The following is a 17,371-nucleotide window of genomic DNA, read 5'->3' as shown; positions in this document are numbered from 1 at the left end:
TTAACAAGAATTAAAGAATAATTGTTAAGTTACGAAAGTGATAGTCAGATTTTAAATTGAAAAATCTTCAACAACCGGCGTGTACAGAATGCGATCGACTACTTCTCTGGTCAGTTTCGGTGCAAACATCTGGATAAAGTCATACGCGTAACCGCGCAGGTAAGTATCCGAGCGTAAGGCTATCCAAGTGGGCGACGGCTCAAATAAGTGTGCCGCATCAATTAGTTGTAAATCTTGATCAACCGCGGGATCGTACGCCATTTTGGCCATCAAACCAACGCCCAAGCCTAAGCGTACATACGTTTTCAATACATCCGTATCGGCAGCCGATAAGGCAACATCAGGTTGCTCGATATGCGCTTTATTAAATGTACGCGCGATACTGCTGCCGGAATTAAAAGCAAATTCGTAAGTAACCAGCGGAAAAGAAGCCAAGTCTTCAAGGCTTAAAGGATTGCGGCAGTCCAAAAGAGGATGATCGTGCGGAACAATCACGGCATGGTTCCATTCATAGCAGGGTAGTTTGCCCAACTCGGGGTGATCGTCAATGCGTTCGGTAATAATTGCCAAATCTGCTTCTCCGCTGCTGACCATTTGGGCAATGGCAGAAGGGCTGCCTTGTTTGATGGTCAAATTGACTTTAGGGTAGTTTTTGACAAATTCCGCAACGATTTTGGGCAAAGCATAACGCGCCTGAGTATGCGTTGTCGCGATGGTCAGCGAGCCGCTGTCATGATCGGTAAACTCGCTGCCGATATTTTTAATGTTTTGTACATCGCGCAAAATTCGTTCCGAAATTTCTAACACGGCTTTGCCAGGTTGCGAAACGGAAACCACACGCTTGCCGCTGCGGATAAAAATTTGGATACCCAATTCTTCTTCAAGCAGGCGGATTTGTTTGGAAATGCCGGGCTGGGATGTAAAAAGCGCATCGGCAGCCTCGGAGACATTCAGATTGTGCCGGTAAACTTCAAGGGCGTAACGTAATTGTTGCAGTTTCATGGTAGCAGTATCGGATACGTTGTTATTGTGGATTTTGTGCGACAAACGGTCTGTAATTTAACATATTTTGCCCGGTTTTGCCCCGAGTTTTGAAAATGGTTGTTTTTAATGAAAATATCTTTTAATGATATGAAAACAGGAAATTCAGGAAAGAAGAGGGAAAGGGGTTTTGTTGTTTTTGTACAACTTTAGGTAGGTGAATTGTCTGATTTTGCCCTAAATTAATGACACAAGATTGATTTTTCGGCATGATTAACTACTAGGAAGCAGGCACTTCATAATTGTTTGAAGGCATCGAGTATTGACAGTTTGCCTTGCGCTTCTTTATAGTGCAACCTGATATATCCGATTTGCCGCTGTTTTGATACTGCGGCCTGTATATTGGTACTTTGCAGCGGTTGCTTTCCTAGTCCGCCGCATAACAATTTGATGAGGGAATAAAATGACCAAACAGCTGAAATTAAGCGCATTGTTCGTTGCCTTGGTTGCCTCTGGCACCGCTATGGCCAGCGAAGCGCACACCAAACACGGTTACACCGTAAGCAGCCAATCTCAAGAAATCGTCCGTAACAACTACGGCGAATGCTGGAAAAACAGCTACTTCGACAAAGCTACCGAAGGCCGTGTTGAATGTGGTGACCGCGAAGCAGTTGCTCCTGTACAACAAGCTCCTGAGTATGTTGATGAAACTGTTTCCCTGTCTACTAAAACTCTGTTCGGCTTCGACAAAGACAACCTGCGTCCTGAAGCTCAAGAAAACCTGAACGCTTTGGCTCAACGCCTGAGCAACGACAGCGTACAAACTGTACGTGTTGAAGGTCACACTGACTTCATGGGTTCTGAAGAATACAACCAAGCTCTGTCTGAGCGTCGTGCTAACGTAGTTGCTAACTACTTGGTAGGCCGTGGCGTTGCTTCTAGCAAAATCTCTGCAGTAGGTCTGGGCGAGTCTCAAGCTCAAATGACTGCTACTTGTGAAGCTGAAGTTGCTAAACTGGGTAAAAAAGTTTCTAAAGCTAAGAAACGTGCTGCCCTTATCGCTTGTATCGAACCTGACCGTCGCGTTGATGTTAAAATCCGCAGCGTTGTTACTCGTCAAGTTGCTCCAGGCCAAACTATCGAAGGTCAAGGCGAATTGCCTGCTACTGATGAAGGTTGGATCCCAGCTCCTTACAATGGCGTTCACGGTTACGCTAAACCTTAATCGGTTTGTGAAAAATGCCCTGCAATATGCAGGGCATTTTTTTATGGTTTATATTTGAAGAGTCGGGGGAGTTCATGATTCAAAATAAAAGGCCGTCTGAAAGACTTCTTTTCAGACGGCCTTTTATTGAGACAGATTAGTTTGGTTTGGGCCATTTCCATACGCAGATGGCTGCCAGTATGGTACAAATCAAAAAGAGGATACTGGATAAGCCGTGCCAAACGCCGAATGTTCCGCCTACTAGGGACAGTAGCCAGTTATCCAGACCGTACTTGTGTGCCTCGATAACCGGCGTAACTAAAAGATGGTTGCAGGCTAAGAGTAGCCAAAGTACCAAAATCCACCAAGAAAGTGAGGCCAGTTGCCGTCTGAAAAAGGCATAGGCTGCGCCAAAAATAACTAAGCCACATATTGCTGTAATGGAAAATAAAATGCCGGCAATTTCTCCCGCCTGCATTTTAGGTAGAAGGCGGAACAGGATAGGGGCAGTAACATAGCCTGCTGTCAGCTGCATACCGAGCCACATGGCGGCAGCGGTTTGGATAATTTTGTACAGTAGATTCATTATGCTTCTCCTGGGAAGATTTTATTTTCTTTGATTATGGTGTTTTTAGGTACAACAAAAGGCCGTCTGAAAATGTTTTCAAACGGCCTTTTGTTTATTTAGATATATTGTACGGCAATAATGTCATATTCACGCACACCGCCAGGTGCCTGAACTTCTGCAACGTCGCCTTCTTCTTTGCCGATCAGGGCGCGGGCAATGGGGGAGCCAACGTAGATTTTGCGTTCTTTGATGTCTGCTTCATCTTCACCGACGATTTGGTAGGTAACTTGTTCTTCAGTTTCCAAGTCTTCCAGTGTCACAGTTGTGCCGAACACGATTTTGCCTTCTGCATGGATTTCGGCAGGGTTGATGATGTGCGCCATAGAGAGTTTGTGTTCCAACTCGGCGATGCGGCCTTCGATAAAGCCTTGACGCTCTTTGGCGGCTTCGTATTCTGCGTTTTCAGACAAGTCGCCGTGCGAACGTGCTTCGGCAATGGCTTCAATGACTTCTGGACGTGCTACGCTTTTGAGGTGTTGAAGTTCTTGTTTCAACAATTCTGCACCACGGACGGTCAAAGGGATTTTTTGCATTGAGTTCTCCATGAAAGCATGATGATGCTTTTAAAATTTTATCCGGCCACGCGCGGTAGCCGGATTGGAAATAAAAATACAAGCCGCCAAAGCTTGGCGGCTTGATGAATAAATAAGTAATGCCTGTATTCTACCAAATTCTGCCGAAACCGCAATGATTAAAACGGATTTTCAGTAAAGTGTTGTTTTCTGTTCTATTTTGTTTTTTCAGACGGCCTGAAAACTAAATATTGAAGTATTTCAAAGCTGCATCGGAAAAACGGTTTCTTAAATGAATGTTTTTGATTAAAATGTCTAATACTAATTCGTAATAATTAGTCTGCTTTAACTATATAAAGAGAATATATGGAAACAAAACCAACTTCCCAAAATGAACAACAGGCTAACCGCCGTTATTTGACTGTTTGGCGATGGCATTTTTATGCCGGACTTTTGGTTGCGCCGTTTTTAACCCTGCTGGCTGTTACAGGGTTAGGAATGCTGCTATTTGCCAATATCACCGGTAAAGAAGGCGAGCGCATACATGTTGCGCCGCAGGCGCAAGTGCAGCCTTTGTCGGCTCAGGCTGAAGCTGCCAGACAGTTTGTGAATCCGGAAACTACCTCTGTGGTGCAATATATTGCGCCGCGCGCAGATGATATGGTTGCCGTATTCCGCGTGAACAATGACGATAAGGCTGCTATGGTTGCCGTTGATCCCTATACGGCGAAGGTCGTCAATTCAACGCCGCGCAATGACGGCTGGTATCACATCATGGACGAAATCCATGGCGATATGATGATCGGCACGGTGGGCGACTATATACTGGAAACAGCCGCTTCACTGACTATTTTGATGATCATTACCGGGATTTACCTGTGGTGGGCAAAACAGCGCGGTGTGAAATCCATGCTTGTACCGAAAGCAGGTAAAGGACGTACATGGTGGCGTAGCATGCACGGCGCATTCGGCACTTGGGTTTCTTTGCTTCTGTTGCTGTTCTGCCTTTCGGGCGTTGCTTGGGCGGGAATTTGGGGCGGTAAGTTGGTTCAGTCTTGGAGCCAATTCCCTGCCGGTAAATGGGGCGTCGAACCGAACCCTGTATCTACCGTGCCGACCCACGGCGATGTGTTGAACGACGGTAAAATCAAAGAAGTGCCATGGGTTCTGGAGCTTACGCCTATGCCTGTTTCCGGTACGACGAAGGGCGAAAACGGCATCAATCCGAGCGAACCGATGACTTTGGAAACAGTTGACCGCTTTGCCCGAGAAATCGGTTTTGAAGGCCGCTACAAGCTTAATTTGCCTAAAGGCGAAACGGGCGTGTGGACGCTGTCTCAGGACTCGATGAGCTACGATATGCCCAGTCCGACCGCCGACCGCACGGTACACATCGATCAATACAGCGGCAAAGTCCTTGCCGACATCCATTACGATGATTACAACTGGTTTGGTAAATTCATGGCGGTCAGCATTGCGCTGCATATCGGTACGATGGGCTGGTGGAGTGTGCTGGCGAACGTTTTGTTCTGCTTGGCAGTCATTTTCGTCTGCATCAGCGGCTGTGTGATGTGGTGGAAACGCCGTCCTTCGGAAGCGCGTGGTCTGGTTCCTCCTGCGCAGAAAATCAAATTGCCGGTATGGTGGGCAATGGCTGTGCCACTTCTGATTTTGGCTGTGATTTTCCCAACAGCCATTGCCGCAATCGCTGTGATTTGGATTTTGGATACACTGTTGTTGTCGCGTATCCCTGCATTGGCAAGATGGTTTAAATAACCGTCCGATGTGATTAAAGGCCGTCTGAATCTTTTGTTTCAGACGGCCTTTTGTATAAAGGTTAAAAGAGGTAGGTAAGTTACGATTCTGTTTAAGTTTATATGTAAAATGGAGATTGTGGTTGGCTTGCAGGATTGTGTAAGAAAGACAAGGAGTTTTTGTATAAAAACAAAAAACCCACTTCATTGAAGTGGGTTTTTGATGAAGGCTATTAACCTTTGCGAGCAGGCAATTTTTCTTTAATGCGAGCTGCTTTACCGGTCAGGCCGCGCAAGTAGTACAGTTTGGCGCGACGTACGTCACCACGGCGTTTAACTTCGATTTTTTCTACGGTAGGAGAGTACAGTTGGAAAGTACGTTCTACACCTTCGCCGCTAGAGATTTTGCGAACGATGAAGTTGCTGTTTAGGCCACGGTTGCGGCGAGCGATAACAACACCTTCGTATGCTTGCAGACGGCTGCGAGAACCCTCAACTACGCGTACAGATACGACAACGGTGTCGCCTGGAGCGAATTCAGGGATTTCTTTGTTCAAGCGAGCGATTTCTTCTTGCTCTAATTGTTGAATCAAGTTCATTTGTTTTTCCTAAGTTATGATTGGATTTCCTGTTGCTCTTGCAAGATTTCTTTTAAGAGGCGGGATTCCTTTGGGATTAAACTGCGCTTTTCCAATAAATCAGGTCGGCGCTCTAAAGTGCGTCGCAGGGATTGTTTCAATCGCCACTCGGCAATCAAGCCATGATTTCCTGAGCGTAAGACCTCGGGAACCATCATGCCTTGGAATTCTACGGGTTTGGTGTAATGAGGACAGTCTAAAAGGCCGTCTGAAAACGAGTCTTGTTCGGCTGACTGTATATCGCCCAATACACCCGGGACCAATCTTAAGACGGCATCCATCAACATCATGGCGGGTAATTCGCCACCCGAGACGACAAAGTCGCCAATGCTGATTTCTTCGTCCACACTGCTTTGCAATAGTCTTTCATCTATGCCTTCATAGCGTCCGCATAGAAGAACAAGATGGGGCAGTTCGGCAAGTTCTGCAGCTTTTTTGTGTGTCAGCGGCTGACCTTGCGGACTGAGATAAATTACTTTGGCAGGTTTTTGCGAGTTTGCTTTGGCTTCTTCAATTGCCGCTTGAAGCGGCGGTGCCATCATAATCATTCCCGGACCACCTCCGAAGGGGCGATCATCAATATAGCCAAGTTTATTGTCGGCAAATTTACGGGGATTGATGGCTTGAAACTGCCAAAGATTTTGTTTTCTTGCTCTGCCTGTAACGCCATATTCGACAATGCTGTCGAACATCTCTGGGAAAATGGTGATGGCTTGAATCAGCATCAGTAGTCCAAACCCCAGTCGGCGATAATGGTTTTGCTGTCGGTATCGACAGATTCGATATAGTTGGAGACAAAGGGAATCAGGATTTGTCCGTGTTCGCCTTTAATCATCAAAACATCATTTGCACCGGTTTCCATCAGGTTGTTGACTTTGCCAAGGACGATGTTTTCTTTGTTGATGACGGTCATGCCGACTAAATCTGTCCAGTAGTATTCGTCTTCCTCGGTAGGGGCGAATGCTTCTCTGGGGATTTCGATGGTATAGCCGCGCAAGGCAAATGCTTGATCGCGATCGTCTATACCTTCAAATTTAACCTGAAGTTCGCCATTGACAATTTTACCTGCCTCAAGCACAACATTCAGGGTTTTGCCATCCTTGCACAACTGCCACTCGGGGTAGTCCAGCAGGCTGTCGGTATATTCGGTATTGGCGGCAATTTTAAGCCAGCCTTTAATGCCGAATACGCCTTTGATGTAGCCCATGGCTACCCGTTTTTGAGTGTCTGTCATGGTCGTTTCGGCTGATTAAGCAGCGATTTTTTGCTCTTTAATCAGTTTGGCAACTGCGTCGCTAACTTTCGCGCCTTGAGCAACCCAGTGGTTGATGCGGTCTGCGTCGAAACGTACGCGTTCTTGTTTTTCGTTGGCAACGGGGTTGTAGAAGCCTACGCGCTCGATGAAGCGGCCGTCACGACGGTTGCGAGAGTCAGTTACGACTACGTTGTAGAAAGGGCGGTGTTTTGAGCCGCCGCGAGCCAAACGGATAACTACCATTTTGAGTCCTTTTGAAAAATGCGGATATATAGAAACCGCTAATTTTAGGATATTTCACACGGGTTATGCAAGTTTTTATTTGTTTTTGTTGCTGTTTTGCCATTCGTTCAAATCGAGGCTTGCTTGATACAGACCGCGGTCGGTTTCAGATGGGGTGACGGTAAATCCTGATTTTTCAGCGAGTTTGAGCATCGGTGTGTTTTCTTTGAGGATTTCCGCATTCATAGTTTGGTAACCTTGCTGTGTGGCAGTTTGGATGATGAGGCTCATCATTTTGCCTGCCAAGCCGGTTTTGCGTGCTTCAGGCGCTAAAGTAATGCCGAACTCGCACTCATTGCGATTGATGCGGCTGTAGCGGCTGACTGCAACAATATGGCCGTCTGAAGCGAAGGCTGCCCACGTGCATTCGGTATGGAAATCGGGACGGGTCAGCCGTGCGAGTGTGGGCAGCGGCAACTCGTTGGTATGGGTCATGAAGCGCGTATAGCGGTCGGCTGCGGGTAATTGGCGGACAAATTTTTGTTTGGCTTCGGCATCTTCAGGTTCTAGTGCGCGGATGTGCAGTGTGTTGCCGTCGGGCAGGGTAAAGGTATCGGTTTGGCTCGGATAGGGTGCGAGTACGTTTTGTATCTCGGGCGTTTCGGTTTTAGGATGCAGCAGTTCGGAAGCGGCTTCACCGGTGTTGCGTAGGAACTCGGCCGCTGCCGGATTTTTTTGTTGGAGGTAGGCGGCGGCGCTTTGCATTTTAGCGGCGGCCTGTTCTAAGGTTTGGACGGCTTTTTTGGGGATTTTGGTTGTTGGTGCAACAGGTTTTTCTACGATTTCGGGGATGATGGTGCTGCTGTATTGGCTGCCGTTGTGGTTGAGGATAATGTCGCCGATATGCTGGTTGTTGCGGATAAGCGTGTTTAGGGAATGCAGGAATTGATTGAGAACGGACGTGTTGTCGAGTTCTGCAAATTGGCTTAAACGCTGGATATCAAGCGTGGTAAATGGAGGCAATGCGGCTTCGGTTTGGCCGTTGTAATGGGCGGTAAGGATATTGCCGTAAATGGCATGGCGGCTGAACCGGAACTGGACGGCATTGTGTTTTTGGGTTTGGCACGGAGGCAGGTATAGGGCTTCCGCCATCAGTTCTGTTTGGCCGGATGCAATGGCTTTATCGATACTTTTGCTTTTGGGTGTTTTCAGACGGCCTGTTTTGGCTGGGGCAGGGGTATTTTTCACTTGTTGCAAATAGGCGGTTTGATTGCGGAAATAAAGTGTCAGTAAGGCTTCTTCCGGCGTGTTAAACCGGGTTAGGCCGTCTGAAAAATGATAACTGACGAGAATGGGCTTGCTGGTTTTTTGTGCCAAATTATCCAGAGTTTGATGAATGCTGTACGCATCCGGCGTATCTGGCGAAATAATGCCGAGCAGGGCTTGAGTATGTGGATTTTGTAATTGTTCGAGCGCCAGACGGTGGATGCGTGCAGGCGTGGGATTGCTGCCGATGCAGCCTTGTCGGATAGATGGTACATCAGTTGGGAGGTCGAGGGTCAATTCGCAGGCATTGGCGGTAGTGCGCAGCCATTCTATCGGCGTATCGGACAGAATGGTGGGGTTGGTAATGACGGGAATGCCGGAAAGGTAGGCTTTTAGGGCTGCTTCCAGTTCGGCGGTATTGAATAGTGGTTGGAAATTGCAATGGCGGCTGAGGCTGCGCAGGATGGCTTTGTCTGTATCGTCGGTATGGTGTGTGGACAACAGGATAAGCGGAGTGTGGCGTGTGAAGTGGCGGATGGCACTGAACAGCTCGCGTTGGTTTTCGGCCGGATTGTAGTGGATCACGGCAACTTTGGTATGGCGGTTGTGGCCGAAGCGGTTGAGCCAGTCGGCGGATGTAGTAGGGCTTAGGTCATAGTTGAGGCTGATGTGGCGCGATACACCTTGGTGCAGTGTGTTCAGCAGGTGGTTGATGTTACGGCTGATGGTACTGTGGCCGGTGAGTAATGCAATATGGCCGGCCGGATAGTCGGCTTGGATGCCGATGTTGAGGTTGAGCGAGGGAAGTTGGATGCCTGCGCTGTTGCACACGGTGATGTTCAATTCATCGCCGTGATGTTTTTGAATGATGGAGCGGGCGTTTTTACAGGATTCGGGCGGCAGGTTTTCCCAATCTTGAATCAGGATAATGTGGCGCAGGTCTTTTTTACGGCAGGCTTTGAACAGCGAGTCGTAATGGTCGGGCGGGATAACGGCAACAACCAAATCGGCTTGGCCCGGGATTTTGCTGAGGCTGGAGTAAGAGGGAATGCCTGCGACACTGCTGTGTCGAAGATTGACGGGGGTAATTTTGCCTTGATATGAGGAACCGAGCAGGTGGCTGAAAATGCGTTCGCCAAGGCTGTGCGGACGTTCGCTGGCGCCGACGAGGATGATGTGTTCAGGCATGAAGAAGTAGCCGGAGCCGGTTTGGACGGTTGCGCTCATGATGGTTCCTTATTTGTGTTTTTGGCCGTCTGAAAAGTTTCAGACGGCCTTATTTTTAGACTTCTTTTTTGTCTCCGGCTTTCTTTTTGGGAAGGATAAAACGCATCCTCAGGCCGTTGGGTTTGACATTTTCAGCAATGATTTTACCGCAGTGCTGTTCCATAATGTGCTGTGTCAATGCAAGCCCTAAACCTGTACCGGGCTTGTGCGCGCTGGAGTCGGCGCGATAAAAGGCAGTGAAGATATGCGGAAGCTGCATTTCGTCCACGCCAGGCCCGTTGTCGGTAACATCGATAATCCAGTTTTTGCCGTCTTGTCCGATATGGGTTTGAATGGTGCTGCCTTCCGGACTGTAATTGATAGCATTGCGGATAACGTTGTCAAAGGCGCGGTATAGATAGCCTTCGTTGGCGCTGACCACGGCATTTTCGGGGATTTTTGGGTCAATGCTCAGGGTAACGCTTTGGTTGTTTTGGTGGGCAATGCTTTGGTTGTCCTCAATCAAGTTGGTTAAGAACGGAACGAGTTTGAGGTTTTCTTTTTCCAAAGGAATATTGGAAGTCTCTAGGCGGGAGAGGGTCAGCAATTCTCCAACCAGAGTATCCATGCGCACCAGTTCGCCTTCGAGCCGCTTGAGATATTGCTCTTGTTTTTGCGGTTGAGATTGAATCAGGCCGACAATCGCCTGCATACGCGCCAGCGGCGAGCGCATTTCATGAGAAACGTGGTGGAGCAAATGACGCTCTTTGGCAACAAGTTTTTCCAGTTTCTCGGCCATTTTGTCGAACTGCACGGCAAGGTGGGACAATTCGTCATCACGGTCGTCAACTTGCTGGGAAATGCGGGTTTCGAGTTCGCCGTTGGCTACCCTGTCCATGCCGCAGCCAAGAATTTTAATGGGCTTGGTGATGTTGTTGGCAAGGATATATGCCATCAAGAGGCCGACGATGATGATGAAAGACAGAATGATAAATTCGTGCCAAATAGGCGAAAGCGGCAGGCCGGGAATGAAAAGCGGGCTGGGTAGGCGTTGGGCTTGATGGTTGTCCCATCCTTTAATGAAGAAGAGGTATTCTTCGCCGAAACGGTCGTATTCGATGTGGGCTAAATCGGATTCGGGATTGTTGATGGCAAAGATGCGGGCGCGTTCGATGGATAGGCTGTCGATGTTGCGGCCTAAAATATCTTTTTTATCGTCGCCGGTAATCACATAAACGGCATTGGAAACCGGATTGTTTTTCCATTCCGAAAGAATTTCGCGCGCACCGCTGTCTCCGCGTGAGTTGAACGCGGAGATGATGCTGCTCATCAATGTGGTTTCGATGGTGCGGCGTTGGTTGAATTGGTTTTCGGCGAGGGTGTTTTGTACCAGCCAAAATGAAAAACTCGCCACAAAGATTGCGCAGACGATAACTGCGCAAAATGTGGCGAAGATGCGTTGAAACAGTTTCATTGATCTGTTTAATCTTTAGTTCTTAACAAACAGGTAGCCTAAGCCGCGTACAGTTTGAATCAGGGAAGCATCGCCCAATTTGTGGCGGATGCTGGAGATGTGTACGTCAATGCTGCGGTCAAATTTAGCCAGTTTGCGGTCGAGTGCTTCGATAGACAGAGTTTCTTTGCTGACAACTTGTCCGGCGTGGCGCATCAAAACTTCGAGCAGATTGAACTCGGTGCTGGTCAATTCAAGCGGAGTATCTTTGATGCTGGCTTGGCGTTTGGCAGGGTACAGGACAACGTCGCTGACAGAAATGCTGTTAGGCGCGTTGTTTTGTTCGTTGCTGTGTTGCGCACGGCGCAGGATGGCGTTGATGCGGGCCAAGAGTTCGCGCGGTGTGCATGGTTTCGGTACATAATCGTCCGCACCCATTTCCAGACCGATGATGCGGTCGATGTCGTCGCCTTTCGCGGTCAGCATGATGATGGGTACGGTGCTTTGGGTGCGTACGTTTTTCAGTACGTCCAAACCGTTCATTTTAGGCATCATGGAGTCTAATACGACGACATCGTATTGTCCGGTCAGAATTTCTTGAACGCCGGCTTCGCCGTCGGGAACGCTATGAACGTTGAGGCCTTCGGCAGTCAGGTATTCAGTCAGCAATTCGGTCAAGAGAGCATCGTCATCTACGAGTAATACGCGACTCATGGAATTTCCTTTTCGTGATTGTATGCGCCGCGGTACTAAATGGCAGTACGGCGCTTAAAATAGAGTTGTGTTCAATCTTAACATGCAATCTGCTTTTGTTGATAGCGTAATTTTCTGTGCTTTTGCGCTTTTTTGCATAGAAACTCGCTGCTCTTTACATTTTCAGACGGCCTGTAAGGACAAACTGACAATTGGGCGTGTTTTGTTCAGGGTTTGTCGCATGATTGGGCGGTTTGGTGTTTCGGTGCATTGATGAAATCTTTGCAATCGGACAAAAGTTTGGGCAGCAAGGGAGCGAATGCCGGGTGACTGCGTATTTTATCAGCGTAGAAATACATCATATAAGGATAATAATATTGCATTGCCTGCATCCATTGCGCACCTTCTTCTTTTTTGCCTTGTCGGTAGAGGTAAAGGCCGACTTGGTAGGCGCTGGAGTAGGGGCGGTAGGTCAGGGCTTTGAGTGCGGCTTCTTCCGCCCACGGACGGATGTAAGCATCGGTCGGGTCTGCACGTTTGCTCAAGCTCAAATCGGCGTAATAGGCAAGCATGGGGCTTTCTTTGGAAAGTCGTTGCAAGCCGTCGATTTTGTTTTGAACCGTTTGCTGATCATCGGTTTTCCCTACACGGCTATATTGGGTCAGATTTTGATATTCCCAGCTGAGGTTTGCCATGCCGATTAAAATCGATAAAGCAGCTATACCGCCTGCCCATTGTCTGATTCGGGTAGATAAAAGGCCGTCTGAAACATCTTTCGGATAAGAGGGTGTTAGCGACAGTATCAGGCTAAATACGGTGAGGAAGTAAATATACCAAAGCGGATATTCAAGCATGCTGTGGCAAAGGCTGACGGCGGCGGCAGTCAGTAAAAACAGCGAGGCCGGTGTTTGGTTGCGGCCCAACAGTCGCCACACGGCTGTAAGCAGGGTTAAGGCTGCGAGCAAGGTGCCGGCAATGCCCATTTCGGACAATAACTGCATGACGATATTGTGCGAATGGGTAAACAGTACGCCGAGGATATTGTTGGGGAAGTATTGTTGCTGGGCATTGATCAGAAAGGTTTGCTGGGCAAAGCTGTTCCAGCCGTGGCCGAACCAAGGTGCGGATTTAAAGGCAATCCATGCCTTGCTCCATTCGATTTGGCGCATGGAGCCTTCAAAACCGCTGGTGCCTGCGCGTTCTACAGCGGTTTCGTATTTGATGTTGCCAAACAAATCCAACAGGCTGCCCATGCCGAATTGGAAAGCAGCAGCCAGGATGGCGGTCAGAAGGAAAATGCACAGTGCGCGTTTGTGTTGGAAACGGGTACGCCAAAACCATAACGGCGTAATCAGGAATAGGGCGGCAATGTAGCCTAAGATGGTGCGCGAGTTGACAAGGCCGAGGGTCGCAGTCAAAGCCAATACGAACAGAAAACCTGCTGCATTGGATATTTTGCGCGCCGTCCATAAATAGGATGCCGCCAAAATGCCCCACATTAAATAATGTCCCAAATGGTTTCGTTGGCCGAGTTGGCCGTTTACGGTACCGCTGCTTCGGGCAATGATGCCGTTCAACCACTCTACGTTGGACCATCCTTTAAATTGCAGCCAGACGATGGCAGCCTGTATGGTTGCACCTATCAATAAAGACCAAGCAAAGATACTGACGACACGTTCCTGTCCGTAAGCTGCTACCCAGCCTCGCACCGACCATGCGCCCAGTGCCAAAATGACAAAGGTCCAGGCAGTAATATCGCTCATGCCGGGGTAGGTGGAATGCATGAGGCGCGCTTGGAGCGACCAAAATGCGGCCATGGCAAACAAGCCGATACTGAGTGCAGGGAGGCGAATATTCAGCAGGCCTTTGTGTGCGCTAATCAGTGTCAGTACCAATGAGCCGCTCAGAGAGATGGCTTCTAAATAAAAGCTGGGCAGTGGGCCGACTCGGTAGAGTGAGAGAAAAGGGACGGCGCAAATCCAAAGAAAACTGAGCCATAAAGGCCAAAAGGTTTTTACTGAAGATTCAGTCAGGCCGTCTGAAAGTGTGTGGTAGGTCATTTTGATGTGTGTTTTTGTTGTTTGATAAATGCAAGGCAGCCGAGGAAAAAGGCAATACACAATAATACGGAAACGGCGGCGCAAATCCGGCTGGCGACGGCTGTGTCTGCCAGGCGCATACAGGCTTCGGCAAAGTAAATCAGAATCAGCATGGAGCTGTATTGATAAGTGTAGATGCGTTTTTTCAAAATGCCGGTCAACGGCAGGCACAGGGGCAGGGCTTTCAGGGCCAGCCATGAGCCGCCTTCGCGCAATGGAGCGATCCACAATTCCCATGACAAGGAAAGCAGAATCAGCAGGATAAGGCTTATGGAAGTTGCAAGATAAGGTAATGGGGAGCGTGTATTGTTCACAATATTGAGGGCGTAAAGCCGTACTGGAAAACTTAAAATTATACCGCTAAAAAGGCAGGGTAAGCCAAGAATATTGCTTAAAGATGCTGAAGAAAGGATTTATTGTTTTTTCTTCAAACGAATGAAACTTTATCTTGTTTTATAGTCTTATTAATATATATATTTAATAAAGATTGTGTTATTATTATAGACGCTTTATCTCAGGAGGATAGAAAACCATGAATCGCGTTGCTGATGTTATCCGTGATGATATTAAAGTAATGACAGCCTATCAGGTTGCCGATTTGCCGGAAGGTTTTATTAAGTTGGACGCCATGGAGTGTCCGCATCATCCTTTCGCCGGGTATGAATCTTTATTATCGGAATGGGCGGACTTGGCAAAGCAGGCACCGATTCATTTGTATCCCCATACTGCCAAGAGCGGTATTTATGAAGAATTGAGGGAGGTTTTCGGTATTCCCGATAAGGCGGAAATCGCATTGGGCAACGGCTCCGACGAGCTTATCCAATTTTTGACTATGCTGGTTGCCAAACCAAATGCGCAGGTATTGGGTATTGAGCCAAGTTTTGTTATGTATCGTCATAATGCCGTGCTTTATGGCATGGAATATGTCGGCGTTCCCTTAAATCCGGATTTCTCTTTAAATCTTCCTGCCGTTCTGTCTGCGATTGAGCAACATCAGCCGTCATTAATTTTTATTGCCTATCCCAATAACCCTACCGGCGTGTGCTTTAAGCGGGAAGAAGTGGAGGCGGTTATTCGTGCGGCTACCGGCATTGTGGTTGTTGATGAGGCATATGGAGCGTTTCATCATGACAGTTTCCTTCCTTGGGCGGGAGAAGTCGAAAACCTGGTTGTAATGCGCACCATCAGTAAAATCGGCTTTGCAGGCTTGCGGATGGGATATGCAGCGGCAAGTCCAAGCATTATAGGTGAACTGGCCAAAATCCTTCCGCCTTACAATATGAATCAATTAAGCTTGGCGGCGGCAAAATTCTCATTGAAACATCATCAAATTATTCAGCAAAACATTGATACATTAAAAAACGATCGTTCGCGCGTGATGAATGAATTGTTGAAATTAAACCGTTTGGAAGTTTTTCCGAGCGAAGCCAACTTTATTACCGTTCGCGTTCCTGATGCGAACGAGCTGTTTGAAACATTGAAGCAAAACCGCATACTGATTAAAAAACTGCATGGCAGCCATCCGCTTTTGGATCAGTGTGTCCGCATAACCATAGGCTCGGCAGCGCAAAATGATGCCGTCTTGGCGGTTATTAAAAACCTTTACCCCAATCTTTGATTTCAAGGAAACTACCATTATGAACAAAGCTCAACTGCATTTGACCAATTTTCTGTTACTGGTTGAAGAAGCCGGCTCATTAACCAAGCTTGCACGTGCTTGCGGTTATGAAAACTCCGCCTCTTTGTCTCAGCTCAAACGCCGTTTGGAACAACAAGCAGGCGATGAGTCTGCACGCGGCATTCGTCCGAGCTTGGCTGCGAAGTTGGAATCCGGCATGCACAAACGCAAAGGCTGGCTGAACCGTGATCACAGCAAAGACCAAGAAAAAGCAGCAGCGGTTGAAGCCGCGCGTTTGGAAAAACAAACTGTCGAAGCAGTCGAAGCTGGTGTTCCAACCGAAGGCCGTTTTGTTACCGTTACCCGCAATACCTGCGAAACCCAAATCACCGTCAGCCTCAATCTTGACGGTACCGGCAAATATCGTCTGGATACCGGCGTTCCTTTCCTTGAACACATGCTTGCCCAAGTGGCGCGTCATGGTTTGATTGACTTGGATATTACCTGCAAAGGCGATTTGCACATTGACGACCATCACACGGTTGAAGACATCGGTATCGTATTGGGTCAGGCACTGAAACAAGCGCTTGGCAATAAAGCCGGCATTACCCGTTACGGTCATGCCTATGTTCCGTTGGATGAAGCGTTGAGCCGTGTGGTTATCGACCTTTCCGGCCGCCCTGGTTTGGTGTACAACATCGACTTTACCCGCGCCCTGATCGGCCGTTTTGATGTCGATTTGTTTGAAGAATTTTTCCATGGTCTTGTGAACCACAGCATGATGACCTTGCACATCGATAACTTGAGCGGCCGTAATGCACATCATCAAGCCGAGACTGTTTTCAAAGCCTTCGGTCGCGCCCTGCGCATGGCAGTTGAATACGATCCGCGCATGATTGGTCAAACGCCTTCTACCAAAGGCACGCTGAGTGAAGAATCTGTTCAAGAAGAAGCGGAAGCCGCGTCTGAAGAATAAGGCATCGTGTGAATGAATAAAGGCCGTCTGAAACCGATCGGGATTTCAGACGGCCTTTTATTATTTGTCTTGTATAGTGGCAATATTTTGTTTTAAACCATCTTTTGCTACAATCATTCTTATTATTATATTAATCATTAAATGTTTTCAGACGGCCTGAGGAGAAGCAATGAAAGTAGCGATTGTTGATTATGGAATGGGAAACCTGCACTCAGTATTGAAATCTGTTCAGGCGGCGCAGGTTTTGTCCAATCAAAATACCGAAATTTATCTGACTTCGCAGCCTGAAGAGGTGATGGCGGCAGATAAGGTTATCTTTCCGGGGCAGGGTGCCATGCCGGATTGTATGTCGGCGCTGAAGGCAAGCGGTTTGGGCGAGGCGGTTTCAGACGGCCTGAAAAACAAGCCGTTTTTTGGCATTTGCGTAGGTGCGCAATTATTGTTTGAACACAGCGAAGAAGGCGATACAGATGGTTTGGGCTGGTTTGAAGGGCAAGTAAAACGGTTTTTGCCCAATCAAACCGATGCACAAGGAGGCCGTCTGAAAGTGCCACATATGGGGTGGAATACAGTGCGCCAAACCCGTCCGCACCCTTTATTTCAAGACATTGGGCAGAACGAGTATTTTTATTTTGTTCACAGCTATTATTTTGCGCCGAAAAATGAAGAGATTGTTTTAGGCGTCAGCGAATATCCGAATGAATTTGCCTGCATTGTCGGTAAGGACAATGTGTTTGCCACACAGTTTCACACGGAAAAAAGCCATCAGGCAGGATTGCTGCTGCTGCGTAATTTTTTAAATTGGCAGATTTGAGGTTTTTAACATAAATCTGCTAAAAATCGCTAATTTGTGTAAAATATACTGA

General features: G+C 47.9%; 17 protein-coding genes. 5 read left to right on the top strand and 12 right to left on the bottom strand.

Features of this window, described 5'->3' with window-relative positions:
- Nucleotides 1-51 precede the first annotated feature (51 nt).
- The gene (locus tag HMPREF2560_RS00535; protein WP_070607370.1) at nt 52-1,002 is read right to left on the bottom strand and encodes a CysB family HTH-type transcriptional regulator; all 951 of its coding nucleotides are present in this window, start codon (nt 1,000-1,002) and stop codon (nt 52-54) included.
- Nucleotides 1,003-1,444: 442 nt separating this feature from the next.
- Between HMPREF2560_RS00535 and HMPREF2560_RS00530 the strand changes: the two genes are divergently transcribed.
- A complete protein-coding gene (locus HMPREF2560_RS00530; RefSeq protein ID WP_049323939.1) occupies nt 1,445-2,206 on the top strand; it encodes an OmpA family protein in 762 nt (253 codons plus the stop codon).
- Nucleotides 2,207-2,342: 136 nt separating this feature from the next.
- Here the strand turns inward: HMPREF2560_RS00530 and HMPREF2560_RS00525 are convergent, their stop codons facing one another.
- Both HMPREF2560_RS00525 and greA read right to left on the bottom strand, forming a co-directional pair.
- The gene (locus HMPREF2560_RS00525) at nt 2,343-2,771 is read right to left on the bottom strand and encodes a DUF4149 domain-containing protein (protein ID WP_070606881.1); all 429 of its coding nucleotides are present in this window, start codon (nt 2,769-2,771) and stop codon (nt 2,343-2,345) included.
- A gap of 98 nt (nt 2,772-2,869) precedes the next feature.
- The gene (greA, locus tag HMPREF2560_RS00520; protein ID WP_003684304.1) at nt 2,870-3,346 is read right to left on the bottom strand and encodes a transcription elongation factor GreA; all 477 of its coding nucleotides are present in this window, start codon (nt 3,344-3,346) and stop codon (nt 2,870-2,872) included.
- A gap of 345 nt (nt 3,347-3,691) precedes the next feature.
- On the opposite strand from greA, the gene HMPREF2560_RS00515 reads away from it, so the two are divergent.
- A complete protein-coding gene (locus HMPREF2560_RS00515) occupies nt 3,692-5,101 on the top strand; it encodes a PepSY-associated TM helix domain-containing protein (protein ID WP_070606878.1) in 1,410 nt (469 codons plus the stop codon).
- Between the two features lie 211 nt (nt 5,102-5,312).
- On the opposite strand, the gene rplS is transcribed toward HMPREF2560_RS00515, so the two are convergent.
- From rplS to HMPREF2560_RS00470, 9 genes are all read right to left on the bottom strand, one after another.
- A complete protein-coding gene (gene rplS / locus HMPREF2560_RS00510) occupies nt 5,313-5,678 on the bottom strand; it encodes a 50S ribosomal protein L19 (protein ID WP_003679470.1) in 366 nt (121 codons plus the stop codon).
- A 14-nt stretch (nt 5,679-5,692) separates the two neighbouring features.
- Nucleotides 5,693-6,442, bottom strand: a complete 750-nt coding sequence (trmD, locus tag HMPREF2560_RS00505; protein WP_003679468.1) for a tRNA (guanosine(37)-N1)-methyltransferase TrmD — start codon at nt 6,440-6,442, stop codon at nt 5,693-5,695.
- Nucleotides 6,442-6,951, bottom strand: a complete 510-nt coding sequence (gene rimM / locus HMPREF2560_RS00500) for a ribosome maturation factor RimM (protein ID WP_070606875.1) — start codon at nt 6,949-6,951, stop codon at nt 6,442-6,444. Before rimM ends, trmD begins: the two co-directional genes overlap by 1 nt.
- A gap of 15 nt (nt 6,952-6,966) precedes the next feature.
- Nucleotides 6,967-7,215, bottom strand: coding sequence for a 30S ribosomal protein S16 (gene rpsP / locus HMPREF2560_RS00495; RefSeq protein ID WP_003679465.1), 249 nt, complete (start codon nt 7,213-7,215; stop codon nt 6,967-6,969).
- Nucleotides 7,216-7,290: 75 nt separating this feature from the next.
- Nucleotides 7,291-9,687, bottom strand: a complete 2,397-nt coding sequence (locus tag HMPREF2560_RS00490; RefSeq protein WP_070873641.1) for a bifunctional acetate--CoA ligase family protein/GNAT family N-acetyltransferase — start codon at nt 9,685-9,687, stop codon at nt 7,291-7,293.
- 55 nt (nt 9,688-9,742) lie between these two features.
- Nucleotides 9,743-11,140 (bottom strand): HAMP domain-containing sensor histidine kinase, encoded by a 1,398-nt coding sequence (locus tag HMPREF2560_RS00485; RefSeq protein ID WP_070606869.1) that lies wholly within the window; start codon nt 11,138-11,140, stop codon nt 9,743-9,745.
- 15 nt (nt 11,141-11,155) lie between these two features.
- Nucleotides 11,156-11,833: a two-component system response regulator MisR gene (gene misR / locus HMPREF2560_RS00480; protein ID WP_003748666.1), complete on the bottom strand. Its 678-nt coding sequence runs from the start codon at nt 11,831-11,833 to the stop codon at nt 11,156-11,158.
- Between the two features lie 206 nt (nt 11,834-12,039).
- A complete protein-coding gene (locus HMPREF2560_RS00475) occupies nt 12,040-13,872 on the bottom strand; it encodes a PglL family O-oligosaccharyltransferase (protein ID WP_070606867.1) in 1,833 nt (610 codons plus the stop codon).
- Nucleotides 13,869-14,225 carry a DUF2069 domain-containing protein gene (locus HMPREF2560_RS00470; RefSeq protein WP_049336736.1) on the bottom strand — a complete coding sequence of 119 codons (357 nt, stop codon included), beginning with the start codon at nt 14,223-14,225 and terminating at the stop codon, nt 13,869-13,871. Before HMPREF2560_RS00470 ends, HMPREF2560_RS00475 begins: the two co-directional genes overlap by 4 nt.
- A gap of 218 nt (nt 14,226-14,443) precedes the next feature.
- Between HMPREF2560_RS00470 and hisC the strand changes: the two genes are divergently transcribed.
- The 3 genes from hisC to hisH all read left to right on the top strand — a co-directional run bounded on the left by hisC (nt 14,444) and on the right by hisH (nt 17,319).
- Nucleotides 14,444-15,529: a histidinol-phosphate transaminase gene (gene hisC / locus HMPREF2560_RS00465; protein ID WP_070606865.1), complete on the top strand. Its 1,086-nt coding sequence runs from the start codon at nt 14,444-14,446 to the stop codon at nt 15,527-15,529.
- Between the two features lie 19 nt (nt 15,530-15,548).
- Entirely contained in the window at nt 15,549-16,505 is a 957-nt protein-coding gene (gene hisB, locus HMPREF2560_RS00460) for an imidazoleglycerol-phosphate dehydratase HisB (RefSeq protein ID WP_070606862.1), read from the top strand.
- Nucleotides 16,506-16,674: 169 nt separating this feature from the next.
- Nucleotides 16,675-17,319, top strand: coding sequence for an imidazole glycerol phosphate synthase subunit HisH (gene hisH, locus HMPREF2560_RS00455; RefSeq protein WP_070606859.1), 645 nt, complete (start codon nt 16,675-16,677; stop codon nt 17,317-17,319).
- The last annotated feature ends 52 nt before the right edge of the window (nt 17,320-17,371 follow it).

Source organism: Neisseria sp. HMSC078H04 (assembly GCF_001838135.1).
In the GTDB taxonomy this organism is placed as follows: Bacteria; Pseudomonadota; Gammaproteobacteria; order Burkholderiales; family Neisseriaceae; genus Neisseria.
The sequence above is the reverse complement of the archived record's forward strand: the minus strand, read 5'-3'. Positions and strand labels throughout refer to the sequence as shown.